Annotated in this window: 24 protein-coding genes and 3 pseudogenes; 14 read left to right on the top strand and 13 right to left on the bottom strand. The window is 64.8% G+C overall.

Annotated features, from left to right (window positions below):
- Positions 1-12: 12 nt before the first annotated feature.
- The 7 genes and pseudogenes from HAP41_RS24765 to pncA form a co-directional block, all read right to left on the bottom strand.
- Positions 13-1002, bottom strand: a pseudogene (locus HAP41_RS24765) (ABC transporter ATP-binding protein); the annotation flags it as partial.
- Positions 999-1982 carry an ABC transporter ATP-binding protein gene (locus tag HAP41_RS24760; RefSeq protein WP_166105807.1) on the bottom strand — a complete coding sequence of 328 codons (984 nt, stop codon included), beginning with the start codon at positions 1980-1982 and terminating at the stop codon, positions 999-1001. The gene HAP41_RS24760 and the pseudogene HAP41_RS24765, both read right to left, overlap by 4 nt.
- Positions 1983-1985: 3 nt before the next feature.
- Positions 1986-3623, bottom strand: coding sequence for an ABC transporter substrate-binding protein (locus HAP41_RS24755; protein WP_166096596.1), 1638 nt, complete (start codon positions 3621-3623; stop codon positions 1986-1988).
- A gap of 30 nt (positions 3624-3653) precedes the next feature.
- On the bottom strand, positions 3654-4469 hold the full coding sequence (locus HAP41_RS24750) for a sugar phosphate isomerase/epimerase family protein (protein WP_063983251.1): 816 nt from the start codon (positions 4467-4469) through the stop codon (positions 3654-3656).
- Between the two features lie 472 nt (positions 4470-4941).
- The gene (locus HAP41_RS24745) at positions 4942-6975 is read right to left on the bottom strand and encodes an NAD(+) synthase (protein WP_166096597.1); all 2034 of its coding nucleotides are present in this window, start codon (positions 6973-6975) and stop codon (positions 4942-4944) included.
- A gap of 151 nt (positions 6976-7126) precedes the next feature.
- Positions 7127-8242, bottom strand: a complete 1116-nt coding sequence (locus HAP41_RS24740; RefSeq protein ID WP_166096598.1) for an alpha/beta fold hydrolase — start codon at positions 8240-8242, stop codon at positions 7127-7129.
- A gap of 7 nt (positions 8243-8249) precedes the next feature.
- Positions 8250-8885, bottom strand: a complete 636-nt coding sequence (gene pncA / locus HAP41_RS24735; protein ID WP_166105809.1) for a bifunctional nicotinamidase/pyrazinamidase — start codon at positions 8883-8885, stop codon at positions 8250-8252.
- A gap of 257 nt (positions 8886-9142) precedes the next feature.
- Here pncA and glk point away from each other — a divergent pair, with 257 nt between their 5' ends.
- From glk to HAP41_RS24720, 3 genes are all read left to right on the top strand, one after another.
- Entirely contained in the window at positions 9143-10129 is a 987-nt protein-coding gene (glk, locus tag HAP41_RS24730; RefSeq protein WP_166096599.1) for a glucokinase, read from the top strand.
- 139 nt (positions 10130-10268) lie between these two features.
- Positions 10269-10472: a hypothetical protein gene (locus tag HAP41_RS24725; protein ID WP_014495215.1), complete on the top strand. Its 204-nt coding sequence runs from the start codon at positions 10269-10271 to the stop codon at positions 10470-10472.
- Between the two features lie 146 nt (positions 10473-10618).
- Entirely contained in the window at positions 10619-10774 is a 156-nt protein-coding gene (locus tag HAP41_RS24720; protein WP_166096600.1) for a hypothetical protein, read from the top strand.
- A 95-nt stretch (positions 10775-10869) separates the two neighbouring features.
- Here HAP41_RS24720 and HAP41_RS24715 read toward each other — a convergent pair whose 3' ends face one another.
- Together HAP41_RS24715 and HAP41_RS24710 are read right to left on the bottom strand one after the other, a co-directional pair.
- Positions 10870-11247, bottom strand: coding sequence for a response regulator (locus tag HAP41_RS24715; RefSeq protein WP_063983247.1), 378 nt, complete (start codon positions 11245-11247; stop codon positions 10870-10872).
- Between the two features lie 111 nt (positions 11248-11358).
- Entirely contained in the window at positions 11359-12138 is a 780-nt protein-coding gene (locus HAP41_RS24710) for a Spy/CpxP family protein refolding chaperone (protein ID WP_166096601.1), read from the bottom strand.
- Between the two features lie 483 nt (positions 12139-12621).
- Between HAP41_RS24710 and HAP41_RS24705 the strand changes: the two genes are divergently transcribed.
- The 6 genes from HAP41_RS24705 to HAP41_RS24680 all read left to right on the top strand — a co-directional run bounded on the left by HAP41_RS24705 (position 12622) and on the right by HAP41_RS24680 (position 18742).
- On the top strand, positions 12622-13962 hold the full coding sequence (locus HAP41_RS24705; protein ID WP_063983245.1) for an ABC transporter substrate-binding protein: 1341 nt from the start codon (positions 12622-12624) through the stop codon (positions 13960-13962).
- A 148-nt stretch (positions 13963-14110) separates the two neighbouring features.
- Positions 14111-15049: a carbohydrate ABC transporter permease gene (locus tag HAP41_RS24700; RefSeq protein WP_063983244.1), complete on the top strand. Its 939-nt coding sequence runs from the start codon at positions 14111-14113 to the stop codon at positions 15047-15049.
- Entirely contained in the window at positions 15049-15960 is a 912-nt protein-coding gene (locus HAP41_RS24695) for a carbohydrate ABC transporter permease (RefSeq protein ID WP_071913823.1), read from the top strand. Before HAP41_RS24700 ends, HAP41_RS24695 begins: the two co-directional genes overlap by 1 nt.
- Positions 15961-15966: 6 nt before the next feature.
- Complete coding sequence (locus HAP41_RS24690) at positions 15967-17067, top strand: ABC transporter ATP-binding protein (RefSeq protein ID WP_071913821.1); 1101 nt, start codon at positions 15967-15969, stop codon at positions 17065-17067.
- A 34-nt stretch (positions 17068-17101) separates the two neighbouring features.
- A complete protein-coding gene (locus tag HAP41_RS24685; protein WP_166096602.1) occupies positions 17102-18091 on the top strand; it encodes a hydroxyacid dehydrogenase in 990 nt (329 codons plus the stop codon).
- A 168-nt stretch (positions 18092-18259) separates the two neighbouring features.
- Complete coding sequence (locus HAP41_RS24680; RefSeq protein ID WP_166096603.1) at positions 18260-18742, top strand: hypothetical protein; 483 nt, start codon at positions 18260-18262, stop codon at positions 18740-18742.
- Here HAP41_RS24680 and HAP41_RS24675 read toward each other — a convergent pair.
- A pseudogene (locus HAP41_RS24675) lies at positions 18739-19243 on the bottom strand (DUF1993 domain-containing protein). The gene HAP41_RS24680 and the pseudogene HAP41_RS24675 sit on opposite strands and share 4 nt — an antisense overlap.
- A 113-nt stretch (positions 19244-19356) precedes the next feature.
- Between HAP41_RS24675 and HAP41_RS24670 the strand changes: the two are divergent.
- Positions 19357-20139, top strand: a complete 783-nt coding sequence (locus HAP41_RS24670) for a transporter substrate-binding domain-containing protein (protein ID WP_166096604.1) — start codon at positions 19357-19359, stop codon at positions 20137-20139.
- A 16-nt stretch (positions 20140-20155) separates the two neighbouring features.
- Here the strand turns inward: HAP41_RS24670 and HAP41_RS24665 are convergent, their stop codons facing one another.
- Complete coding sequence (locus tag HAP41_RS24665) at positions 20156-21049, bottom strand: alpha/beta hydrolase family protein (RefSeq protein WP_321576649.1); 894 nt, start codon at positions 21047-21049, stop codon at positions 20156-20158.
- Positions 21050-21367: 318 nt separating this feature from the next.
- Between HAP41_RS24665 and HAP41_RS24660 the strand changes: the two genes are divergently transcribed.
- Both HAP41_RS24660 and HAP41_RS24655 read left to right on the top strand, forming a co-directional pair.
- A complete protein-coding gene (locus tag HAP41_RS24660) occupies positions 21368-22255 on the top strand; it encodes a DUF2147 domain-containing protein (RefSeq protein ID WP_166096606.1) in 888 nt (295 codons plus the stop codon).
- A gap of 182 nt (positions 22256-22437) precedes the next feature.
- Positions 22438-22794, top strand: a complete 357-nt coding sequence (locus HAP41_RS24655; protein WP_166096607.1) for a hypothetical protein — start codon at positions 22438-22440, stop codon at positions 22792-22794.
- 142 nt (positions 22795-22936) lie between these two features.
- On the opposite strand, the gene HAP41_RS24650 is transcribed toward HAP41_RS24655, so the two are convergent.
- Together HAP41_RS24650 and HAP41_RS24645 are read right to left on the bottom strand one after the other, a co-directional pair.
- On the bottom strand, positions 22937-23341 hold the full coding sequence (locus HAP41_RS24650; RefSeq protein ID WP_014495201.1) for a (R)-mandelonitrile lyase: 405 nt from the start codon (positions 23339-23341) through the stop codon (positions 22937-22939).
- A gap of 18 nt (positions 23342-23359) precedes the next feature.
- Complete coding sequence (locus HAP41_RS24645; RefSeq protein WP_166096608.1) at positions 23360-24058, bottom strand: ribonuclease activity regulator RraA; 699 nt, start codon at positions 24056-24058, stop codon at positions 23360-23362.
- 258 nt (positions 24059-24316) lie between these two features.
- On the opposite strand from HAP41_RS24645, the pseudogene HAP41_RS24640 reads away from it, so the two are divergent.
- Both HAP41_RS24640 and HAP41_RS24635 read left to right on the top strand, forming a co-directional pair.
- Positions 24317-25044: pseudogene (locus tag HAP41_RS24640) on the top strand (5-oxoprolinase subunit B family protein).
- A complete protein-coding gene (locus HAP41_RS24635) occupies positions 25041-26078 on the top strand; it encodes a 5-oxoprolinase subunit C family protein (RefSeq protein WP_166096609.1) in 1038 nt (345 codons plus the stop codon). Before HAP41_RS24640 ends, HAP41_RS24635 begins: the two are co-directional and overlap by 4 nt.
- Positions 26079-26110 lie beyond the last annotated feature (32 nt).

The raw sequence follows: 26110 nt of genomic DNA, 5'->3' as shown, positions 1-26110 counted from the left end.
CGTCCAATCCGAGGCCGCGTCCCGCGTCTCGGCCTGCGGCCCCGTCACGAGATGGCAGGCGACTTGCCTGTCACCGCTGACGGCCGACAGCGCCGGGACCTCGCTCGCGCAGCGCGCGATAGCGCGCGGGCAGCGCGGATGGAAGGCACAGCCTTGGGGCCGCGCCGCCGGGTTCGGCGGATCGCCTGCCAGCACGATGCGGCCCGCGCTGCGGCGGCCGGGCGCGGGTGACGCCGAGACCAGCGCCTGCGTATAGGGGTGTTCGGGACGCGCGAAGAGATCATCGGCGCTGCCGATCTCGACGATGCGGCCGAGATACATCACGGCGACGACATTGCTGATCTGCCTGACAACGCGTAGATCGTGGCTGATGAACAGCAACGTCAACCCGAGCTGCGCCTGGAGATCGCAAAGCAGGTTCACCACCTGCGCCTGGATCGAGACGTCGAGCGCACTGACCGGCTCGTCGCAGACGAGGAAATCGGGCTTAGTCGCCAGTGCCCGCGCCAGCACAATACGCTGACGCTGGCCGCCGGAGAGCGCGCCCGGATAGCGCGCGCCATGCGCCGGCGTCAGCTCGACGGCGCGCAGCAATTCGCGGACACGCTCCTCGCGTTCGGCCGGCGTGCCGAGACCGTGAATGTCCAGGGGTTCGCGGATCTGGGCTGCGACCGGCAACCGCCGGTCCAGCGCCCCCAGCGGATCCTGGAAGATCATTTGCATGCGCGCCCGCTGCGCGCGCCACGCCTTCGTGCCTGGCGCGGCCATCATCTTGCCGTCGAACCGCACCTCGCCGCGATCGGGCGGCTCGAGGCCAAGCACGATACGACCCGTGGTCGATTTGCCCGAGCCGGACTCGCCGACGAGGCCCAGTGTTTCGCCCTTGCGGATCGCAAGTGACAAGCCGTCGACCGCGTGAACCGCTGTGCTGCGGCCGAACATCCCGGAGCGCATCGCGTAGCTGCGCGAGATCGAGGACATCTCGACGAGCGGCCCGCTCATTCGGCGGCGATCCCGAGCAGCGCACGGCGCGAAGCTTCAGCCCGGATGCAGGCGACCACGCGATCATTCGCGATCGGCGCCAGGCTCGGCACGGCAAGTCCGCACGGCTCGGCCGCCAGCGCGCAGCGCGGCGCGAAGGCGCAGCCGCTTGGCATGTGCGCGGGATCGGGAACGGTCCCCGGAATGGCCGTGAGACGTCGACGCGGTCCGTCGAGCGGCGGCAGTGCGCCGATCAGGCCCTGCGCGTAGGGATGCACCGGATCGGCAAAGAGCTGATTGGCGGGCGCCTGCTCGACGATGCGGCCGGCATACATCACGGCGACGCGGTCGCAGTTTTCCGCGACGACGCCGAGATCATGGCTGATCAGCACCATCGCCATGCTCATCTCGCGGCGGATGGTCGAGAGCAGCTCCAAAATCTGCGCCTGGATGGTGGCGTCGAGCGCCGTGGTCGGCTCGTCCGCGACGAGGAGATCGGGATTTCCGGCCAGCGCCATCGCGATCATGATGCGCTGGACCTGGCCGCCCGAGAATTCGTGCGGATAGGCTTCGAGCCGCCGCGCCGCATCGGGAATGCCGACGAGATCGAGCAGCCGCCGCGCTTCGGCTCTCACCGCCTCGCCCGAGAGAGCGCGATGCAGCGCCAAAGCCTCGCAGAGCTGCTTGCGAATGGTGAGCACCGGATTGAGTGCGCTTGCGGGGTCCTGAAAAATCATGGCGACCCGCCCGCCCCGCACCCGGTCAAGCTCACCCGTGGGTGCGCCGAGGATTTCGCGTCCGTCGAGCCGCACGGAGCCCGAGACTTTTGCATGCCGCGGCAAGAGGCCGAGCGCAGCAAGCCACGTCACTGACTTGCCGGAGCCGGACTCGCCGACGAGGCCGAGAGCCTCGCCCTTCTGCAAGGTGAGATCGACGCCGCGCAGGACCGGGACGCCGTTGAAGGCGACGCTGAGGCCCTGGATGCTGACCAGCGGCGTCACCACTTACGCCTCGAAATTGCCGGCGCGGAAATCCATCGCGAATGCCGGCGACGCCTTCCACTTGATCGACTTCGGCTTCGCGGTGAAGGTCGCGTTCTGGTGCAGCACCGTATAGGCGGGATCCTCGCGCTCGGCGATCTCCAGCATGCGGCGGAACGCCTTCTTGCGGGCGGCCCGGTCGGTCGAGGTCTCCAGGAACTCCGAAAGCTTGTTCAGTTCGGCGTTGGTCCACTCGCCGATCTGCTGCTGCTGGCCGTTCGGGCCGTGCTGGGCGACCAGCGACGAGACGGGATCGTTGAAGGCAGCCGAGTTCGACCAGTCGCGAACCGCGCGGGTCGGCGCACGTTCCATGATCTGCGACCAGTTCTCCTTGGTCTCGATCTGGACGTTGAGGCCGACCGACTTCCACATCTCGACCAGCACCTGGGCGGTCGCAACCTGGTTGGTGTAGTAGTTGTTGAGCAGGCGATAGGGAATCGGATCGCCCTTGTAGTTGGCCTGCTTCAACAGATCCTGCGCGAGCTTCGGATCGTAGGCCGGCACGCTCCAGTCGGCGTTGAACATGTCACCGTAGAATTCCCACTGCAGGCCCTTCGGCACGCGGGTCCGGCCCGCCCACAGGCTGTCGACGATCGCCTGGCGGTCGATCGCGTGGGTGAAGGCGCGCCGCACCAGGGGATTGGCGAGCACGGCGTGGTTCTTGTCGAATACGGTCAGGCGGTGATTGAGGATGCTGCCGCCCTGCACTTCGAACGCTGCGTTCTTCTCGATTCCGGCAATCTGGTCCGGCGGGATGTCGCAGGCGAACTGGTATTCGCCCGACAGCAGGCCGTTGATGCGGCTCGCGACCTCGGGCACTTCGAGGAAACGGATGCGCTTGAGCGGCGGCCGGCCACCCCAATATTCGTCATGCGCCTCGAGGGTCAGCGACACGTCGGGCTTGAGTTCGACGACCTTGTACGGGCCCGTCGTGATCGGCTTGCGCGCCCAGTCGAGATAGCTCGCGGACTGCTCCCAGGCGCGGCGGTTCATGATGTCGGAGCCGTAGCGCGACAGCCGGCCCTCGATCGTGACGTCGGGCGTCGCGTTGTAGAAGCGCACCGTGTACTTGTCGACGGCATCGACGCGCACGAGGTCCGGCCAGATGCGGCGGGCAACCGCCGGCACATCAGGCGGCAGTTCCTTGCCCGGGCGCGGCGTCGGGATCTTCTCGAAGGCCTGGATGGTGGAACGGCTCTTGGCCTCGGTCTCGCCGAACATGCGCTCGCGGCTGAAGGTGAAGACGACGTCTTCGGCCGTCAGCTCGTCGCTATTGTGGAACTTCACGCCCTGGCGCAGCTTCACCTCGACGGTCTGGTCGTCGATGCGACGCCACTCGGTGGCGAGGCCCGGCACGGCCTCCAGGCTGCCACGCCAGTTCTTGGAGATCAGGCCCTCCCAGATCGAGGAGAAGAACACGCGCTCGCCGACGTTCGATTGCTCGCGCAGCACGTCGAGCACGTTCGAATTCGTCACCTTCTGCACGGCGATCGTCACCGACGGACGGTTGTCCGCCTGCCCGATCGCGAAGCGCGGCAGGAGAAGCGTGCCCGCGGCAGCGCCGCCGGACTTCAGGATGGTGCGACGGGTGAGTTTGCTCATGACGATAAGCCCTGACCTTTGTGATGCCGGTTATTCAGCGAGACCGAGCGCGGCCAGATGGGCTGCGCCGGCGCGAACGTCGTCGTGATTGCGGAGTTCGAGGATCAGCCGCGGGTTGGAGGTCAGCCGGCCCAGAGCGCGGAACACGGCCACCCACGGGATGTTGCCTTCGCCCGGCGCCCAGTGCCGGTCGGCAAAGCCGTCGGTGTCCTGGAGGTGCACATGCGTCAGCATGTCGCCGGCGGTCTCGACGTAGTAATCGACCGGCGGTGCGCCGGTGGAGATGTGGGCGTAGTTGGCGTGGCCGGTATCGAGGGAGACGCGGACCTTGTTGCTTTCGAGCGCCTTGGCGAGGCGCACGCGGTCGCGCGGATCCTTGTCCTCGATGTTCTCGATGACGACCTCGCAGCCGATCGTCTCGGCGCGCGCGATCACCTCGGCAAGCGTCGTCTTGACGCGTTCGACGAGATTGCCGCGGTTATCGGGATAGAGGTCGAGATTGTTGTGGTCCCAGGTCGTGAACGGTGAATGGATCACCATCTGCGTCGCACCGAGGAATTCCGCGGCATCGAGGCCCTGGAGCAGGCGCTTCGTCACCGCCTTGCGGATCAAGGGATCATGGCTGTCGATCTTGAAGCCCCAGAACGGGCCGTGAATGCCGAGCCGGCCGGTATGGCCCGAGAGCATCTGCTTGATCTCGCTGGCCGCACTCCGCCAATCGCCGTCGAGCAAATCCGCGCGGAAAAAATCCTGGATTTCGAGATCGCGCTGCCGTTCCAGAAGCCAGTCGCGGTGGGCGGGGATCGATTTGATGGATAGTGCGGCGCCCAACACCGGCTTCGACATGGCTTGCTCCTTGACCGTCAGCGATGACGGGAGCAGCGCTAGACCAGTTAAGTGACAGGCCCGTGAAATGCAGGTGCCGCGGCGATGCGCTGATGTGGACATCCCCGCCGATCGCCTGCATCGAATTCAGGCAGCAGCGATCGCAGCAGATGCGGACAAATGCACCAGTGTGCAGCATCAAGCGCGTTCGTGTCCGTAGTGACACGGAATGGAATCCTAACGATACTTCGCGTACATCGCGCGCATCGATCGGCGGCCTTCCAGGGGCATCACCCTCTGATCGCGCTACATGGGGTTGGGGGACCGCATGGGGCGGGGGGATCAAAGGCTGGGGCAAGGTGACGAGGTCCGGACTCCTAGGCACTCCGGACCTCGGAACTTTCTAGATTGAACGCAATTTCGCGCCGCCGGCTGTATGAGCCGCGCGGCGCGAAGTCGTTTTGAGGCGCCCTGCCCGATCAGTCTTGCCTAATCACTTCGGAACGTTCCGCTCGAGATCCTCAAGCCATGCCGCCGCGCTGGAATCCGACGGCGCGCGCCAGTCGCCGCGCGGCGACAATGAGCCGCCGGCCGAAACCTTCGGCCCGTTCGGCATCGCCGAGCGCTTGAACTGGCTGAAGGCGAAGAAGCGCCGCAGGAACACTTCCAGCCAGCGCCGGATCTCCGGCAGATCATAGGCCCTGCGCTTATCGGTGGGGAACGCCAGCGGCCATTCGCCCTTGGCGACATCATTCCAGGCGTGCTGCGCCATGAAGGCGATCTTGGACGGCCGCATGCCGAACCGCAGCGTGTAGAACAGGTTGAAATCCTGCAGCTCGTAGGGGCCGACGGAGGCTTCCGTGCTCTGCGGCTTCTCGCCGGGCTTGACCGGAACCAGCTCGGGCGAGATTTCGGCCGACAGGATCGACGTAAGCGTCCGGTTGACGTCGTCGCTGAACTGTTTTGAGGCGATCACCCAGCGGATCAGGTGCTGGATCAGCGTCTTCGGCACCCCGGCGTTGACACTATAATGCGCCATCTGGTCGCCGACGCCGTAGGTGCACCAGCCGAGCGCGAGCTCCGAGAGATCGCCGGTTCCGATGACGATGCCGCCATGATGGTTGGCGAGCCGGAACAGATAGTCGGTCCGCAGACCCGCCTGCACGTTCTCGAACGTGATGTCGTAGACCTTCTCGCCTTTGCCGAAGGGATGGCCGATGTCCTTCAGCATTTGCGTCGCCGTGGGGCGGATGTCGAGCTCCTGCCACTCCGTCTGCAATGCCTTCATCAACGCCAGTGCGTTGGTCTTGCTCTCGCTGCCGGTGGCAAAGCCCGGCATCGTGTAGGCCAGGATGTTGCTGCGCGGCAGTCCGAGCAGGTCGACCGCCTTGGCGGCGACGATCAGGGCGTGGGTGGAATCGAGCCCGCCCGAGACGCCGATCACCACGCGCTTGGTTCCGGTCGCGCGCATGCGCTGCACGAGGCCGGCGACCTGGATGTTGTAGGCCTCGTAGCAATCCTGCTCGAGCAGGGCTTCGTCGCTCGGCACGAACGGGAAGCGCTCGATCTTGCGCAGGAAGCCGATGTCGGTGGCCGGCGCCTTCAGAGCGAAGGTGATCTTCCGAAAAAAGGCTTCGCGTTGCCGGCGATTATCGTCGAACGTGCCCATCAGCGCGCGTTCCTGCCTGAGCAGATCGAGATCGACATCGGCCAATGTGATCTGGCCGTCCTGGCGGAACCGCTCGCCCTCGGCCAGCAGCACGCCATTCTCATAGATCGAGGTCTGGCCGTCCCAGGCCAGATCCGTGGTCGATTCCCCTGCCCCGGCGGCGGAATAAACGTAGGCCGCAAGACAACGCGCCGATGTCGATTGGCACAGCAGTGCGCGCGAGCGCGCCCGGCCGATCGTGATCGGGCTGCCGGATAGGTTGATCAGTACGCTGGCGCCGGCAAGCGCGAGCTCGGAAGCCGGCGTCACCGGAATCCACATGTCCTCGCAGATCTCGACGCCGATGATCAGGCCTGGAACATCCTCGGCCGCGAACAGGAGGTCAACGCCGAACGGTGCGTGCAGCCCGCCAAACGCGATCGTCTCTCCGGCCACGCCGGCACCGGAGGCGAAATGCCGTCCCTCGTAGAATTCGCGATAGGTCGGCAGATAAGACTTGGGCACGACACCAAGGACGTTGCCGCGATGAATGACGACGGCGCAATTGTAGATGCGATGACCGAAGCGCAGCGGCGCGCCGACGATCAGGACGGTCATCAAGGCCGAGGAGGCCTCGACGATTGAGGCGAGCCCGCGCTCGACCGCATCGAGCAGCGGGTCCTGCTTGACGAGATCCTCGATCGCGTAGCCGGACAGGCACAGCTCCGGAAACACGGCAACCGCCACCGACTGTTCATGGCAAGCGCCTGCCGCCGCCAGGATCGCCTTCGCATTGGCCGTGGGATCGGCCACGTGGGAGGCGGTGACACAGGCCGCCACGCGCGCAAATCCGTGGGCGTAGATCGAGTGGAAGCTCATCGAGCACGGTACCCTTAATCTTGTCGCGGCCGCAGCCGCCAGTTCCCCATGATATGTAACCCATCGACCGGGCCCCGTGCAGGCCATCCGCCGTCATGCATAACGGATTTGCGTGTTCGCCGGCCCGGCCGGGCCAAAGCACCTGACAAGGTCAGGCGCTGCGGGCCAGCACTCCGGAGAGGTCGTTGCGCAGCCACTCGGCGATCCGGGGCCAGGCATGGGCGTGGGTGCGCGCCCCCATGAACAGGCCGAGATGATTGCTGGGCTCGGAGGCCGCGGCAATGAAGGCCGGCGGCGTTCCGAGCAGACTGGCGGTCGCAAGCGCCTGTCTGGCCGGCACGACGTCGTCATCGAGCCCGGCCAGCAGGAAGACCGGCGCCTTGACGTCCTTCAGATCAACCTCGCGGCCGAGCGCCGTGAAGTTGCCACCGGGAATCCGATTCTCCCGGAAGATCCGGTTGACGATCTCCAGATAATAGGTGCCGGGCAGGTCGAGCGTCTCGGTATTCCAGCGATCGAAACGCGCGAGCAGCGCCGCGCCCTCCTCGTCCGAGAGATCCCTCTGCAATGCCGCCGCAATGTCGTCGCGGCTCGGCGCCTTCGTCCAGAAGCGCAGCATCTCGTCGCCGCTGACATTGCCGCCGCCGCGCGCCACGAGCTGGTCGTAGAGCGCCTCAGGCGCATTGCGAGCTAGCTGGGACAGCGCGGAATCGATCGAGAGATCGACGGGCGCCCCCACCAGCACCAGCCGCCGCACCTTGGCGGGAAAGCGCGCCGCATAGAGCAGCGACAGCCAGCCGCCCTGGCACAGGCCGACGAGATCGACCGGCGCGCCGATTTCGTCAACGGCGACGTTGAGATCGCCGAGATAACTGTCGATCGAGAGATAGCGCATGTCCGGCGAGGCCGAGCGCCAGTCGGTGAGGTACACCCGATCGATGCCGCCATTCTGCAGGGACTGCACCACGCTGTGGCCCGGTGCGAAGTCGGCGATCAGAGCCCGATGCAGCGCATAGGGCGCGCAGACCAGTGCCGGCTGGCCGGATTGCGTCCGCGTGCAATCGCGCAGGCGCATGGTCGCAAGCTCCAAGGCGACCGTGTTGGGTGTCGTCCACGGCAGATTGCTCGCGTCCTGTTCCGGCGGATCGCGCTCCAGCCACCAGAAGCAGGCGTCCATCGCGAGCCGCGCCGCCGCAAACGGCCATAGCAGTGGATCATCCGGAGGACGATCCGATCCACCCAGCGGTTTTCCTCTCTTCTCCACCATGACTATCTCAAGGTCCTCGCAGCAAGGCATCCAGGCTGACGATCGAAATACCGCGCTCGCGAAAACTCCGATGGGTCGCGGCCACAGAGCCGTCGAGATCGATGCCTCGGCATGCGTCCTCGATGACGGCCACCTCGAACCCCGCCTTGCGGGCATCTTCCGCCGAGAAGCGAACACAGAAATCCAGCGCCAGACCGGCGACGAAGACGGTCTTGAGCTCGCGCTCGCGCAAATAGCCGATCAGGCCGGTCGGCGTCCGGTGGTCGTTCTCGAACAGCGCCGAATAGGAATCGATGCCGCGACGAAAACCTTTGCGCACCACGAGGTTTGCCCTGATAATTTCGAGCTCCCCATGGAATTCAGCGCCCGCCGTGCCTTGCACGCAGTGCGTCGGCCACAGCACTTGGGTGCCGTAGTCGAGCTCGATGGTCTGGAACGGCTGCTTGCCCACATGGTTCGGTGCGAACGAGACGTGGTCGCCCGGATGCCAGTCCTGGGTCAGCACCACATTGGTGAATTTTGCGGCAATTCGGTTGATGGCCGGGACAACCTTCTCGCCGCCGGGAACGGCGAGCGTTCCACCGGTGCAAAAGTCGTTCTGCACGTCGATCACCAGCAGCACGTCGCGGTCGGAAATCTGCATCGCAAGGTCCCGTTCCAGCCGTCCGGCGCGACGGGCGCCGAATGCTCCGTCCAATGTCGATCTTCCCGCGCGGCTTCGCAACCATCGACCCATTCGGCGATATCGCGCCCGTCGCACCTGGGATGCAACGGTTTGGCGTTGTCCGAGTTGACTAGGCTCACCCAAGGACGGATTCTAGAGACGTTCGCAAATTGCGGATCGGATGGAGCGGAGGGAACGGTTCCCGCGAGCCTGCACGGCGCGGCAGCCACAAAGTCATGAGTATCGGCAAGACAGGACAGATTCTTCTCGCCGATATCGGCGGCACCAATGCGCGCTTTGCGCTGAGCGAAAGCGCATCGGACAGCGGCGACCAGGCCGGGCCCATCGACTATGTGAAGGTCGCTGACTTCCCGACCGTCCGGGAAGCCATCGCCGACGTCCTTGCGCGCCGGTCCGGCGGCAAGCAGCCCAAACGAGCCGTGCTGGCCGTCGCGGGTCCCGTGACCAATAACCGCTGCGTCATGACCAACAGTCCGTGGGTCATCGACGGCAACGAGCTCCAGCCGGCCCTCGGCTTCGAGAGCGTGCATGTGCTCAATGATTTCGAGGTCGTAGCCTGGTCCCTGCCCGCCCTGAAGCCTGCCGATTTGATCCCGCTCGGCGGCCAGGACGGCCTCCCGGGAGAGCCGCTGCTGGTGGTTGGGCCTGGAACCGGCTTTGGCGTCTCATGTCTGGTCGAACGCCACGGCGCCCGGCTGGCGGTCGTCACCGAGGCAGGCCACGCCACTTTGCCGGCGGAAAACGAGCGGGAGGAACGCGTGATCGCGGCCATGCGCCGACGTCTCGGTCATGTCTCCATCGAGCGCGGCGCGCTTTCGGGCTCCGGCCTGCAAAACCTCTACGAGGCGCTGGCGGAGGTCGACGGCGCCCAGGTGCCGCACCGCGACGCCGCCGCCATCACCAAGGCCGCCCTGGAGGGCAGTTGCGAACTGAGCCGCGCGACGCTGGAGATGTTTTGCGCCATCCTCGGCTCGGTCACGGGCAATCTCGCGGTGACCTTCGGCGCCCGCGGCGGCGTCTACATCGCCGGCGGGATCGTGCCGCGCTTTCCGGAGTTCCTTGCTGCTTCCGCGTTCCGGGCGCGCTTCGAAGCCAAGGGACGCTTCCAGGACTATTTGCGCAATATCCCGACCAGGCTGGTGACGAAACCCGACGCGAGCTTCGTCGGCCTGAAGATGTTCGCCGACCACAATCCGGATTGATGAGCCGCGATCGGCACCGACGCCGTCCAGTCCGTTAACTATACACAGCTGATTGCAGACAAGGCACGGTTCCACGCAGGATCGTGCTTGCCCGACTGTGTCCGATGGGAAACAATTCCCGTAGTTGCGGGGGCGAGACATGCGTAAGCAGGACTTCGGTTTCGACTATCACCGCTATCACCGCCTGCTGACCGAGGCGGACGACGATGACAAGCGGCTGGCCCTGATCGAGCTCCTGATCGAGGAAAAGGCCCGCGACCGGCTGGCCGCGCAGCGCGCCTCTGATCGCGCCGCCATGACGGCCCATACCATCGCCACCGTGCTGAAGAACGGCCGCAACTGAGACTTGCGGGACCGCTCGCTGCTCGCGAAAACACGCGAGCGATTGCGATTCCGTTAACGATCCCTCGCAAGCTCGCGTCAAACTTTTTGCTCTAAGAGCTTCCCCTACCTGATGCAATTCAGGGGTCAACAAAGGGGGGAATGAACATGAGCATGATTTCGCTTGCCGCGATCCCGGTCGCCGTCGAAACCCGTTTTGCCGATTCTTCGTTCAAGATCATCTTGCTGTTCTGCTGCATGGGCCTGGTCGCCTCGTTCGGCGTGATGGCGCGCGGCATCGACCTCAGCGCCGGCCTGATCTGAGACGACGAGACATTCTTTCGCCAAATGGCCGCCCCTCACGGGCGGCCATTTTCGTTGGCGATCTCGGTACGGCGCCTTCTCGGTGAGGAGCCTTCTCAGTGAGGAGTTTTGGCGACCGCGCCCGGAAACAGCGAATCGATCATCACCTTGAGCTGGTCGAGGGAAATCGGCTTGCGCAGGATCGGCCGCCGCCGGAGCAAGGACGGCAGCAGCTCCGGCCCGTAGCCGGTGGCGAACAGAAACGGCTTGCCGCGGCGCTCGATCAGGTCGGCGACCGGATCGACGTAGAGGCCCTTCAGATTGATGTCGAGGATGGCGAAATCGTATTGCGCGGTCATCGCAAAGGCGCTCGCGTCCCGGACATTGTCCGCCTCTGCGACGACATGGTGGCCGAGTTCCTCCACCATGTCGGCCATCATCATCCGGATCAACGCCTCGTCTTCGACCAGGAAAACGGAGAGTCCGTCCGCCATATCAACCCCGCAGTCAGCTTACGAAGCTAACCATACCCGAAATGCGGAGAGGATTCACGAATTCGTGGCGGGCGCCGTTAATTCAGACGCCCGCGATCGGATTCAACTTGATTAATCCAGCCCGCGCTCGTGGCTGAGGCGCACCATCTCCTGGATGAAGACCTGCTTCTGCTTGTCGTCGAGGCTCGAATAAAGCGGCTCGGCGGCATCGGCGACGTTGCGCTGGTCGGCGGCGCGGTCGATCAGGAATTGCGATTCGTTGCGCATCTGCTCGATGATGTCGTCAGGCGGATCCCGCTTGGCGCGGGCGATCCGCAGGTTGAGCCGCTCCGCGCCATTATGCCCCAGATAGTGCATTGCGCTCGAGAAGCCGAACCAGTGCTTCTCCTGATCGGGCGTCAGGTTCAACTCGGTCTTGATCCGCTCGATATAGGAATCGCTGTTGGCGACGATCTGCTCGGCGGACTGTTGCGGCGCGCCGGGCTGGGTGAGGACGGTGACGTCCTTATTGTCCTTGCTGTCCTGCGGCGCATTCCTGGCTTCCTTGCTCGCCTTGGCGCCCTTGCCCGCCTTGGCGGTCTCCTTGGCGCCCTTGTCCTTGCCGGCGCCCGGCTGCTTGGAATCCTTGCTCGCGTCCTTGGCAGCCGGAGCCGGCTGGTTGTTGACGCCGAGCACGCCGGTGAAGACACCGACCACGCCGCCGATCGCACCGCCCAGCACGCCGCCAACGGGTCCGGCCGCCTTGTTGCCGGCCGCGGCTCCATCCTGAACGCCCTTGACCAGGCCTTGCGCCTGCGCAACGGCGGCGGCGCCCAGCAGCACCGCGAGCACGGAGCCCAGCGCGAACCATCGCCGCAGGTGAAGCCGCGCAGGCGGCGCCGGGTTGATCATTCTGGTCTCCATCGTCGATCCGATTGTCCTGTCCGGGTGGGGGCCACCCGCCGGTTGCAACTCTATCGTTTTCGCCGCTTCGCGGTCCAGCCGCAGCCAATTGCTGTCCACGCCCGAAAACTGTTTGGCGCGAAGCGGTTATGAAGGCTTATTCGAAACTGCGGCGTAATTGCGCACGAGATGTCCCGCGCTCCTTGCCCCGAAGTGTGCGTCGCAAAATGCGCCTCCGAGGTTCACCTCCGGCGCGCGACGCGAGACGGCGCTGCCGCGTTCCCGGACGCAACGTTAGTTCTAGACGGCGAGCCGTTCGGCTTCCTCGACAGACGGGATCAATCATGATCTGATCGCGCTACCAATTTGCTGCACTTCGCGCAATTTCACGGCGAGGCGTAGCACCAAGAAACGCGAACCAAAAATCAAAAACAAAACTCGGAATGCCAGAGGAAACGCGAGAACAATAAAACATCCAGGTGAGGAAACGAGATGTCACGCAAGACACTGACGCGACGTCAATTTGTAGCTGCCACTGCAATGTCCTCCGCAGCGCTGATCACAGCGCCCTATGTCCGCGGCGCTTACGCCGCCGGCAAACTCTCGATCGGCTTCTGGGACCACTGGGTGCCCGGTGCCAACGACGCCTCCACCGCCATGGTCAAGGAATGGGCTGAAAAGGAGAAGGTCGAAGTCTCCATCGATTACATCACCAGCAACAACAAGAAGATCGAGTTGACGGTCGCGGCCGAAGCGCAGGCCAAATCCGGTCACGACATTCTTCAGATGTACACTTGGTGGCCGCATGCGTATGCCGAGCAGTTTGAACCGGTGAACGATGTGGTCGAGGAGGCGATCAAGCAGAACGGTGAGGTCAACGACACGGTCAAATATCTCGGCAAGGCCAACGGCAAATGGCTTGCGGTCCCGGCAACCCCGGGGAGCCAGATCAAGGGGCCCTGCTCGCGCATCGACCTCATGAAGAAGCATGCGGGGATCGACGTCCAGGAACTGTACCCCGTCGGCGCGCCGCCCAAGGCCGATAGCTGGAATATGGATACATTCCTGAAGGCGGCGGAAGCCTGCCAGAAGGCAGGTTTCCCATTCGGAATCGGTCTCGGCGAGACCACCGACAGCGTCGATACCGCGGGCGCCATCTTCCAGTCGTTCGGCGCCGAACTCGTCAACGCCAAGGGCGATGTCACGGTGAAGACCGATGAGGTTCGCCAGGCGCTCGAATATTACAAGAAGCTGATCGCCTTCCTGCCGCCGGACGCTCCGTCCTGGGACGACGCCTCGAACAACAAATGGCTGATCTCCGGCCGCGGCGCCCTCATCATGAATCCGCCGAGCGCCTGGGCGGTCGCCAGGCGCGACGCGCCGCAGGTCGCCGAGCAATGCTGGACGCACGGCTTCCCCTCCGGTCCTAAAGGCCGGTATGCGCCGTTCCTGCCCTATTTCTGGGGTCTCTGGAATTTCTCCAAGAACAAGGCATCGGCCAAGAGCCTTCTGGCTTTTCTGTCACAGCCGTCATCGATCGAAAAGTTCGTCGCGGCGAGCGGCGGATACGATTTGCCGGCCTATGCGAAGATGACGACGCTGAAGACCTGGGCCGAGGTAGGCCCGCCGAAGGGCACGCTCTATCACTATCCAAATCCCTACAATCATCAGACACTGTCGATTGCGGCCTCTCCGGCGCCGCCGAAGATCGCCCAGCAGATCTACGCGCAGGCCACGCTGACCAAGATGGCGCTGCGCTTTGCGCAGGGCGAAAAGTTGGAGACCGCACTCGCCTGGGGCGAAGGCGAGTGTGAAGGCTTCATGCGAACCTAAGCCGGGGTGTGCCACGGCGGTTCACGCATCCCCGCGTGAGCCGCCAGGGCACCCCACCGTTCGATGGAATGAGCAGATCGAGCCGACACGCGGGTGCCGGCTCCGCCGTTGGACATTCCGCAAGGAAGCTTGACCCAAGGACACCGACATGGCCGATGTCGTCGTTGAGGACGGTCGCGTCGCCCGCACGGCGAGCGCGCGCAAACGGACGGGCCTGCACAATGCGTTGAAGCGGAAATCGACCGTGGCGTTCTTCCTGACGCTGCCGCTGATCCTGCTGATCGCGCTGTTCGTGCTTTACCCTGCCCTGTTCTCGATCCACCTCGCGACGCTGAACAAGTCGATGCAAAAATTCGTCGGCTTCGGCAACTTCACCTTCCTGTTCAAGCGCGAGACGTTCTGGATGGTGGTGGAGCAGTCCTGCATCTTCGCGATCACCGCCGTGTTCTTCAAGGCGCTGATTGGCTTCATCGTCGCGCATTTGGTGCACAACATACCGGCCAAGGGCCAGCGCAAATGGCGCGGCATGCTGCTGGTGCCCTGGGTAATCCCGCCGGCGATGAGCACGCTCGCCTGGCTGTGGCTGTTCGACCCCTCCTACAGCGCCTTCAACTACACGCTCTCCTTCTTCGGCATCGGTCCCATCAACTGGCTCGGCAATGCCGCCTGGGCGCGCTTTTCCGTCATCCTCGTCAACGTCTGGTACGGCGCGCCGTTCTTCCTGATCATGTACCTGGCGGCGCTGAAATCGGTGCCGGACCAGCTCTACGAGGCCGCCGCAATCGACGGCGCCAATTGGTGGCAGAAGATGTGGTATGTGACGCTGCCGATGATGCGCAACATCATCGCGATCACGACGCTGTTCTCGCTGATCGTCACCTTCGCTAATTTCGACATCGTCCGCATCCTGACCTCAGGCGGGCCTCTCGACCAGACCCAGATCTTTGCCACCTATGCGTTCCGGGTCGGCATCGAGAGCAACGACATTCCGCTCGGCGCCAGCGTCTCGCTGTTCATGGTCCCGATCCTCGCCGTCGCAGCGATCTTCATCCTGCGCGACGTCAATAAACGCGGGAACGAATCCTGATGAGCACAATAGCGATCGACAAGGCCGGCCCCCGGCGCAAGGTCAAATATGGCAGCATGAGCCGCGACCGTACCTGGGCGCTGCGCTGGTCCTATTTCTTCCTGGTGCTGTTTGCGATCTTCTTTCTGACGCCGCCGCTCTACATGGTGATCACCTCGCTCAAGAGCAGCGCGGAGATCTCGGCTGCGACCAATCCGTGGTGGGTGTTCCACCCGACGCTGGCAAACTATGTCGAACTACTGACGTCGAACCAATTCCTCCGGTTCTTCTGGAATTCGACCATCGTGTCGCTGGTGGTTGTGATAGTCACCATGCTGATCAGCATCCCTGCGGCCTTCGCGCTCGCGCGGATGAAGTTCTGGGGCTCGACAACGCTCGCCACCGGCGTGTTCCTGACCTACCTGGTTCCGGACAGCCTCCTCTTCATCCCGCTGTTCAAGATGCTGGCGCTGGTTCAGGACATCACCGGCATCACGCTCCTGAACCGATGGTACGTGCTGCTATTCGTCTATCCGACGCTGACGGTGCCGTTCTGTACCTGGATCATGATCGGCTATTTCGCCTCGATCCCGAAGGAGCTCGACGAGGCCGCGATCATCGACGGCGCCTCGTGGCTTCAGACCCTGACGCGGATCTTTATTCCGGTCGCGCTGCCGGGCCTGATTGCCGCGACCATCTTCGCCTTCACGGTGTCCTGGGCGCAGTTCCTCTATCCCCTGGTGTTCACGACGTCCATCGACCAGCTCGTGCTCCCGGTCGGCATCACCACCACCTTGATCAAGGGCGACGTCTTCAACTGGGGCCAGATCATGACCGGCGCGCTGCTCGGCGCAGCTCCGCCGCTGGTCATCTACGCCTTCCTGATGGACTACTACATCGCCGGCCTGACCGCCGGCGCGACAAAGGGTTGATGTCTCATGGCTGACGTTGCATTGCGGAAGGTGGTCAAGCGTTACGATGATGTCGAAGCCGTGCGCGGCATCGACTTGGACATCGCCGACCATGAGTTCATCGTGCTGGTTGGGCCTTCGGGCTGCGGCAAGTCGACGACGCTGCGCATGATCGCGGGCCTCGAGGACATCAGCGACGGCGACATCATGATCGGCGGCGACGTCGTCAATGACGTACCGCCGAAGGATCGCGACATCGCCATGGTGTTCCAGAACTACGCGCTCTACCCGCACATGACGGTCGCGGAGAACATGTCGTTCGGGCTGCGCCTGAAGCACTTTCCCAAGGCCGAGATCAAGGCGCGGGTGACGGAAGCCGCCCGCCTCCTCGACATCACCGACCTGATCGACCGCAAGCCGAAGCAGCTCTCCGGCGGCCAGCGCCAGCGTGTCGCGATGGGCCGCGCCATCGTGCGCAATCCGAAAGTGTTCCTGTTCGATGAGCCGCTGTCCAATCTCGACGCCAAGCTGCGCGTGCAGATGCGGATCGAGATCAAGAAGGTGCACCAGAAGGTGCGCACCACCACGGTCTACGTCACTCACGACCAGGTCGAGGCGATGACGTTGGCTGACCGCGTCGTTGTGATGAACAAGGGCCGCATCGAGCAGATCGGCACGCCCAACGAACTCTACCACAAGCCGGCGACGCGCTTCGTTGCCGGCTTCATCGGCTCGCCCGCGATGAATTTCATCCCGTGCCGGCTGGAGGATGTCGGCGGCGCGCTCCAGATCCGTTTGACCGACCGCATCGCCTTTGCGCTGCCACAGGCTCGCGCCGCGCGCTACAACGCGCTGCCGCGCACCGACAAGCTGCTGCTCGGCCTCCGGCCGGAGCACCTCACCGAGTCGCATGCGCATCTCGGGCCCGGCGTCGAGACCTTCGACACCGTGCTCGACGTCACCGAGCCGATGGGGATGGAGACCCTGGTCTATTTCGGCCTCGACGGCACGCCCGTCTGTGGCCGCGTCGATCCCAACGCCGGCGCCAAGGACGGGGCACCCATGCGTTTGGCGATGGACCTCAACAATATGCACCTGCTAAACGAAGACACCGGCGTCGTGCTGTGACGCCGTCTCAAGAAACGCAAGCAGGCGGGGAGCGATGGCGACCAACAAGAAGAAGATTTTCGTTACACAAACTTTGTCGCAAGGGGCCCGCGCCGTCCTCACCCAGCGGGACGATATCGAGCTCGTCGAGTTTCCGAACCTGATCTCGGCCAAGGATTTCGAAGTCTTGCTGAAGAACCACGCGCCGGTTCACGGCGTGGCGCTGGGTGCCACCGCCTTCGGTGAGACCGAGCTCGAGGCCTCGAAGGACATGAAGGTGGTGACCCGCATCGGCGTCGGTTACGACGCCGTCGACGTGCCCGCCCTCTCCCGCCGCAAGGTGCCGCTGATGGTGGCGGGCAGCGCCAACTCGCCCTCGGTCGCCGAGCAGGCGCTGTTCATGATGCTGACGCTGGCCAAGCGCGCCAATGAGATGCACGCCTGCGTCAAGGATGGCCAATGGGCCAACCGGCTCGGCATGCTGCCGTTCGACCTCTACGGCAAGACCGTGCTGATCATCGGCTTCGGCCGCATCGGCAGTCGCACCGCCAAGCGCTGCCAAGCGATGGAAATGAAGGTACAGGTCTACGATCCCTACAAGCCTGCCGCCGAGATCAAGGCCGCGGGCTGCGAGCCCGTCGCCGATCTCGACGCAGCGCTGCCCAACGCCGACTTCGTCACCATCCATTGCCCGAAGACGCCGGAGACCGTCGGCCTGTTCGATGCGGCGCGGATCGGCCGGATGAAGCCGAAATCCTATCTCATCAACACTGCACGCGGCGGCATCGTGAAGGAGGCCGCGCTATACGACGCCCTGGTCTCCGGCAGGATTGCCGGTGCCGGGATCGACGTGTTCGAGGTGGAGCCGCCGCCGGTCAGCAACGCGCTGTTCGCGCTGCCCAACGTCATCATGGCCCCGCACGTCGCCGGCGTCACCGTCGAGGCGGTGAGCCGCATGAGCGAGCAGACCGCTCGCAATATCCTGAGTGTGCTGGACGGCGATCCCATCCGGCAGAACATCATCAACCAGGACGTGCTCGGCTGAGCCGACCTCCGGGCGGGCGGTTATCCGCCCGCCTCCGGAACGCCAGAATGCGTCCCATTTTGGTGCAGATCGAGCCCCAACTCAGCCTTAATCAAACCCGCGTAATAAGTCCGGTCGCGGCGGCAGTGGGACAGACTTGCCGGCCGCGTCGAGCTGGAGGATGAACCCTTGTCAGAGATCGACCCGACCGACCACGCGCTGGCAACCATCGCCAGCATTTTAGAGCACCCCGAGCCCGTCCGCGAGACCGAGACCGAAATGGTGGTCGACGGTGAGCAGGTCGTCGCCGACGAGCATCCGATCGCCGACGAGCATGTGGTGGTCGACGAGCACGAGCATCCCGTGGTCGAGGAGCAGCCGCTGGTGCCGGAGCACACCGATGCCGACGGCTACAGCAAGGTCGGTCCGGGGCCGATGGTGGCGATCCGTCTGAAATGGACGGTCCATCGCGGCGATGACGGCCAGTTCTACGTCCACGAGACCATCGGCGAGCAGTCCGCGCCCGTGGTCAGCGGCCCGATGACGAGCGAAGCCGCGGTGCATTTCGTCGACGCGCACGAGGACGAGGCACATCGGCGCTTCGAGGAGCTGCGCAGCGAGATCGCCGGCCGCAGCTCGCTCGCCGATTACGAGCGCAAGGGCGAAGCCTAGCGCTCGCGGGGGCCGAGAAAATCCCGCTTCACGAGCTCGACGCCGGCATGCCGGAGCAAGTCGTAGGACGTCGTGACGTGAAAGAAGAATTGCGGGACGCTGAACGTCAGCAGCAGCGTCCGCCCGGTGAAGGGCAGCTCGGTCCCGTTTTTCAGCCTGAAAGAAGACATTCCGCTCCGCCGCACTATCGATCTCGGCGCGCGACAGGCTTTCGATGAACTCGATTGACGTCGCAATGCGCGCCTGAAGCCCGGCGATGTCGTGCTCCAGCGCCGGCAGCGCCACCGGCTCCTGGTCGGCCAGCAAGGCCGGCGCGACCGTGGCATGGCGGCACGCCTCCCCTATCTGCTGCGCCAGATCGTACATGTTCGGCGCCATGCGCATGCCGAGCAGGACGGCCGGATTGAACTTCCGGCTTTCGGCATAGGCGACGCCCTTGTTCAGCAGTGCCGACAGGTTGCGCAGATACGGCACGAAGACGCCGACCGAGGCGTCATACATCGAAATCGTCACTCTAGATTCCCTTCAATTCCGCCTCGCCAGCGACGGGCATCTGGTCTAAATCCAAGTTTCAAGAGCTGCACAATGACAGCTCGGGCATGGGTGGAAAAGAGATGATCGTTCGAATCGTGGCGGCTTTGGCCGCGGTCCTGCTGGCGAATTTTTCGGCATATGCTCAGCAGCCGGCGCCGTCGCGCCTCGACGAGATCGTCAAGCGCGGCACTTTGCGCGTCGGTATGACCGGCGACTACAAGCCTTTCACCTACCTGGACAAGGCGACGCAGCAGTTCAGCGGCTTCGACGTCGACATGGCGGAGGCACTCGGCAAGGCCCTCGGCGTCAAGGTCGAATTCGTGCCGACGGCCTGGCCAAAGCTCATGAAGGACTTCGAGGCCGATCAGTTCGACATCGCCATGGGCGGCGTCTCGGTTACGCTCGACCGGCAGAAGAAGGGCTTCTTCTCGATGCCGATCATGCGCGAAGGCAAGACGCCGATCGCACGCTGCGCCGACGTCGGCAAGTACCAGAGCATCGCCGACATCGACAGGAAGGGCACCCGCGTCATCGTCAATCCCGGCGGCACCAACGAGCGGTTCGCGCGCGCCAACATCAAGGATGCCGAGATCAACGTCTTCCCCGACAACACCGTGATCTTCGACGAGATCGCCAAGGGCAACGCCGATTTGATGATGACGGACGCCTCCGAGACCCGCTACCAGCAGAAGCAGCATTCCGGCGTGCTCTGCGCGGTGCATCCCGAAAAGCCGTTCGACTTCTCGGAGAAGGCCTACTGGCTCCAGCGCGACATGGCGCTGAAGGCTTTCGTCGACCAATGGCTGCACATCTCGATGGAGGACGGCAGCTACAGGAAGATCTACGCCGCCTGGTTCGACTAGCGACCGATCTCGTCCGTCACTCCAGATGCGTGCGGAAGAAGCTCACGGCCGCGTCGTTGAAGGCGCTGTGAAACGCTCTCCTGTCGAACCCGGGCGGATCAGTGCACAGGATCGGCGCGGCTTCGGCCAGCTTGGGTGGACATGGCGCAAGAAAGGAAAAGTGCGACGAGTTCGGCACGATCCGGAAGTCAGGGCGCGCGGGAAGCATTTGTTCCAGCGTATCGACTGAAGCGGGCACGACACCGTCGCCGCCGAACGCCGAACGCCATAAGAGAAGCGGGATCGTCACATTGGCGAGGCGCTCCCGGTTGAAAAGGCCTTCATAAAGCGGCGGATCCGCCAGCACGGCAGCTCTGATGCGGGAGTCGTGTACGGCCGCCTCAGTTGGCACAAGGCCATTGCGAATGGCCTGGCATTTTGGCGTCGTGGCTGCATCTCCGTCGCAAAGCGGAGCGAGCGCGCCGAAATCGGGGTTGCCGCCGATCACGACGAGACCGGTATAGGCGCCGCGCGAGAACCCGAACAAACCAACCTGCTTGGGGTCCAGGACCGCCGCTTCCTTCCAGGCGCCGAGCATGAAATCCGTAAGCCGCTTCATGTCGGCGGGACGCTCGACCAGGACGGAGAACTCATCGGTCCGGCTGCTGTCCCTGGCAGTGTCGCCCGGGTGATTGATCGCGGCGACCACGAAGCCGGCATCGGCCAATGCGGCCGCCGTGTCGATGTGGCCCAAAAACGAGCCGCGCCGTCCGTGCGACACGACAATCAGCGGCAGGCGATTGGCCGCTACCGGACAGTCCTTCACGCCCGGCAGGACGACACCGCCGTCGAGAGCGACCTCGGAGGGCGGCGCCGCACAAGGTGTCCACACCATGCCCGTGAGCGCGGGCCCGCCGGCGTCCGCCGGCACTTCGATAAACCGGAGCCCAGCCGCGTGCGCCAGCGTCGCAGCAAGGCAAGCGACTACGATCAGAATAAGTCCGCCAAGCCGCGGCCGGAACATCAGCGTGTGCTTTCGGAAGCTTCAACCACAACGGTTGTACCTGCCCATCCCATACCCCGTCCAGAGGTGCGCCGCGCCGCCGTCCAACTCTGGACGGAGTCCGGCGTTATTGAACCCGAACCCGCTGGAGCACGACTCATACTGACAACAGTGATCTAGATCACTTTTTGCGATCGAACCGGCGCGTAAGCCTCGGTACGGGGACCAGCTGTTCAGGAGACCGAAATGAGGAAGCTGTTGGCCACGGCCGCATTCCTTTTGGCGAGCACCGCTGCGCAGGCGCAGTACACTTTCGAATATGGCGGGCGCACCATCCGCATCGATCCGGACCGCGGCACGGTGCAGATCCCCGGCGTCTACGATAACACCGGCCAGGGCAAGGCGAAGAAAGCCAAGAAGAACGAGACGACCCCGGGCCAGCAGGCGCCGCAACAGGCCAAGGTTGATCCGCAACCGCCGGCCGCTCCGGCGCCAGCTCCCGCCCCTGCCGCAGCGCCGCCCGCAACCGAACAGGCGCCCGCCGCTGCAGCGCCGCCGCCAGTTCCGCCCCCGCCCGCTCCGCCGCCGTCCGCAACCGCCAGCAACGCGCCGGCCGAAACGGCCGTGTTGCCGCCGCCTGCACCTCCTCCGGCGCCCGCTCCGGTCGGGCAGCAGGCAGCGCCCGCCGTGGCGCCGCCGCCGGCCCCGACTGTGGCTGCTGCACCCCCGGCGCCGCCTCCAGCCCCCGCTCCGGCCCCCGCACCCGTTCAGGCGGCTGCCGTCGCACCGCCGGCTCCCGCAGCCGGACCCACGCGCGATCTCAATTCACCGCTCGGCATCTGGCTGACCGAGGAGAAGGAAGGCAAGGTCCGCATCGAGCAATGCGGCACCAATCTCTGCGGCTATTCGGTCGACAGCAAATCGAACCAGAACGGCGAGCAGGTCCTGATCAACATGAAGCCCGGCAAGGACCAGAACAAGGATCAGAAATGGTCCGGCCGCATCCTCGATCCCAACTCCGGCTCGACCTACGATTCCACGATCGCAATGAAGGGCACCGACCGCCTGCGCGTGCAGGGCTGCGCCTTCGGCGGCATGTTCTGCGGCGGCCAGACCTGGACGCGCGTGAACTGAGTCCGGCTTCGACGTTCGAACCGAGACAAGGGGCCCGCAATCCGGGCCCCTTTGCTTTTGTCCGCGATCTCTTTGCGGAGTGCGCCACCTCACAGAGCCCCTTGCGCACGTGACAGCCCTCACATCGCGGGTTCCGCGCTCATGCCACGATCCCCCCCCATGGTCAACCAACGGGGCGTGTCATGAACGGATTTTGCAAAGGTCTCTTCGCCAGCATTGTCGCCATCGCCGTCCCGCTGACGCAGGCGGGCGCGGCGACCTCCACCTTCGACGGCGCATGGAATGTCCGCATCTCATCATCGAGCGAGACTTGCGGTAACGGCGCAACGGTCTCGATCGGCATCAGCAACGGTCAGATCGCATCGAGCAGCGCTGTGGTTTCAGCATCCGGCCGCGTGGCCGATGCCGGCAGCATCAACGTCACCTTGAGCACCGGGATCAAACGCGCCGTCGGCTTCGGCCGGCTCAGCGGCGCTTCAGGCTCCGGCACATGGCGCGGCCCCCTGTGCACGGGCACGTGGACCGCGGAACGGATGTGATTTGCTGCGTCCCGGACGCGCTGCAACGCGCAGCGTTGCTGCGCTGAGCCGGGACCTAAGGGCACTAGCTTTGAGGAAGCTTGCGGGCCCCGGATCAGCAACGCCGCGCTTACGCGCTGCATTGCATCCGGGGCACGAGAGATTAGCCCAGCGCCGCGCCGTACTCCGCGTCGGTCACCGGCTCCAGCCAGGTCGAATAGACGCCGTCGAGCGCCTCCTGCATGGCGATGTGGCACATGCTGTTGTTGGGCGAGGCGCCGTGCCAGTGCAGTTCACCCGGCGGAATCCAGACGGTGTCACCGGGACGGATCTCCTTGACAGGCCCACCCTTGGTCTGGACGCGGCCGACGCCGGAAATCACGTAGAGCGTCTGCCCAAGCGGATGGTGGTGCCAGTTGGTACGCGCGCCCGGCTCAAAGGTGACGCGCGAGCAGTTCAGCCGCGCCGGCGCCGGCGCCATGATCACGGGGTCCTGCAACACGGTGCCCGTAAAATTTTCCTTGGGCGCGCGGCGGGTCGGCCGCGTGCCTGCGACGGTGATTTCCATGGGATACCTCGTTTCCTGTTACTTCTTGCTGGCGGCGTAGCGCGCCTTGGTTTCGGCGTTCATGGGATAGAGGCCCGGCAGCACCGCGCCGTTGTTCACCTCGTTGACGATCCAGGCCTCCAATCGCTCCTGCTCGACGCCCTCATTGAGCACGTGATCGAGCATCGCCTGCGGGATCAGCACGCAGCCGTCCTGGTCGGCGACCACGATATCGTTCGGGAACACCGCAACGCCGCCGCAGCCAATCGGCTCGCCCCAGCCGACGAAGGTGAGGCCCGCCACGGAGGGCGGCGCGGCATAGCCGTCGCACCACACCGGAAGGTTGGTGCCGAGCACGCCCTCGACATCCCGCACCACGCCGTCGGTGACAAGTGCGGTGACGCCGCGTTTCATCATGCGCGCACAGAGGATGTCGCCGAAGATGCCGGCATCGGTGATGCCCATGGCGTCGACCACGGCAATACAGCCCTCCGGCATCGCCTCGATCGCGGTGCGGGTCGAGATCGGCGACGACCAGGATTCCGGCGTCGCCAGATCCTCGCGCGCCGGTACGAAGCGCAGCGTGAAGGCCGGCCCCACCAGGCGCGGCAGGCCCGGGCGCAGCGGACGCGCGCCGCGCATCCACACGTTGCGCAGGCCCTTCTTCAGCAGGACCGTGGTGATGGTGGCAGTGGTGATGCCGGCGAGGGTCTTGCGGGCTTCGGGGGACAGCGACATGGACGAGAACGAGCTCCGGATGGGCGGGAAAGAACGCGCGCATCTTGCGAGCCGCAGCCCTTGCGTCAAGGGCCAAAGAGCCAGCAAGAACGCAGGGCCGCTGGGCTGTTATGCGACGCGATAACAACGCTTTATCGTTTCCCCTTGCATTAATTTATTGGACTTGCGGGCGCATTTACGCGAAGCAAGGAAAAGCGGAACTCAAGGCTGAGCCCGCATTTCCTGAGAAGCCCGATTTCGACAGCCCTTCGACAGCTCATGGCCGCGACGCTTCCCCCGCCCCGCCTTCTGCCCAGTGGCGACAGCGCCGTCACGGTCGAATTCAGCCGCACCATGACGCCGCCAACGAGCGCGTGCTCGCGCTCGACAAGGCGCTCGCAGCAAGCCCCATCGACGGTATCACCGAGACCGTACCCACCTATCGCTCGCTGCTGGTGCATTACGATCCCGGCAAGATCGGCTTCGACGCGCTCGGCGAAAAGCTGCTTGCACTCGCCAGCCAGCCGCTGCCGCCGGCCACGAAGGCGCGGCGCTGGCGCATTCCCGTCGCCTATGGCGGCGAACACGGCATCGACCTCGAGGATGTCGCCAAGGCGCTGAACACCACGCCCGACGACATCGTCGCCCGTCACATCGCCGGCGACTACCGCGTTGCCATGATCGGTTTCACCCCGGGTTGGTCCTATCTCAGCGGCCTCGACAAATCCCTTCACATGTCGCGGCGACAGAGCCCGCGGCTGTTCACGCCCGCCGGCACGATCTCGATCGGCGGTATCCAGGCCGGAATCCAGTGCCTGGCCGCGCCAAGCGGCTGGCACCTGCTCGGCCGCACGCCGGTCAGAACCTATCAACTCCACCGGAATCCGACCTTTCTCACCGAACCCGGTGATCGCGTGACGTTTTTTGCCATCGACCACAAGACCTTCGAGGAACAGGATCGCGCCGCCGAGGCTGGCGAGATCATCGCCGAGCAGGTGGTCGCATGAGCCGGCTCGTGATCGCCAGCATCGGTCCCGCAAGCTCCGTTCAGGACGGCGGCCGCCACGGCGCGCAGCGCTACGGCCTGACGGTCAGCGGTGCCATGGACCGGCTTTCGCTGGCGGCAGCGAACACGCTGGTCGGCAACGAGCCGTTCGCGGCCGTGGTCGAGATCGGCCCGTTCGGCGCCACGTTCACCGCCAAAGACGGCGCCGTGCGCGTCGCGATATCAGGCGCGCCGCGCAATGCGGACGTCGCCGGTAAGCCGGTGGCCATGGACACGTCAGTGACGCTCAAGGACGGCGAGACGCTGACGCTGGGCTTTGCCCGCGGCGGCGCGTTCACTTATCTGGCGATCGAAGGCGGGATCAAAGGCGAACTGGTGTTCGGCAGCCTTGCGGTGAACGCCCGCGCGGGCCTCGGCAGCCCCTATCCGCGCCCGCTGCAGGCCGGCGATGAGTTCACGGTCGATGCCGCGAGCGGCGCGCCCGAGCGGCGCATCGAGTTGCCGAAGCCTGCAACAGGCCCGATCCGCGTCCTGCTCGGACCGCAGGACGACGAGTTCGACGACGCCAACAAGGCGCTGTTCCTGGACAGCGAGTGGAAGATCTCGGCAACCTCCGACCGCATGGGCTACCGGCTCGAGGGCCCGGCGATCAAGCATCTGCATGGCCACAACATCGTCTCCGACGGCACCGTCAACGGCAGCATTCAGGTGCCCGGCAACGGCTCGCCGATCGCGCTGATGATGGATCGCGGCACGTCCGGCGGTTATCCGAAGATCGCAACCGTGATCACGGCCGATGTCGGCCGCCTCGCGCAGACCTCGGCGGGAACCGCGTTCCGCTTCCTCGAGGTCACCATGGCCGAGGCGCAGGAGGAGGCGCGCAAGTTCGCGCAACTCATCCGCAACCTGCCCGATCGCCTGCGCTATTCCGATACCGTCGAGCTGAACATCGAGGCGCTCAGCGATGCTAATGTCGCGGGCTATGCGGTGAGCGCCATGGATGCCGGGACCTGGCAGGTCACGGCGGAGCCGTAAGCGACAAGACGACCAGAGGCGGAGAGCACCCC

Source organism: Bradyrhizobium barranii subsp. apii, assembly GCF_011516635.5.
GTDB classification, from domain to species: Bacteria; Pseudomonadota; Alphaproteobacteria; order Rhizobiales; family Xanthobacteraceae; genus Bradyrhizobium; species Bradyrhizobium barranii.
This window is presented reverse-complemented; position numbering and strand designations above follow the sequence as displayed.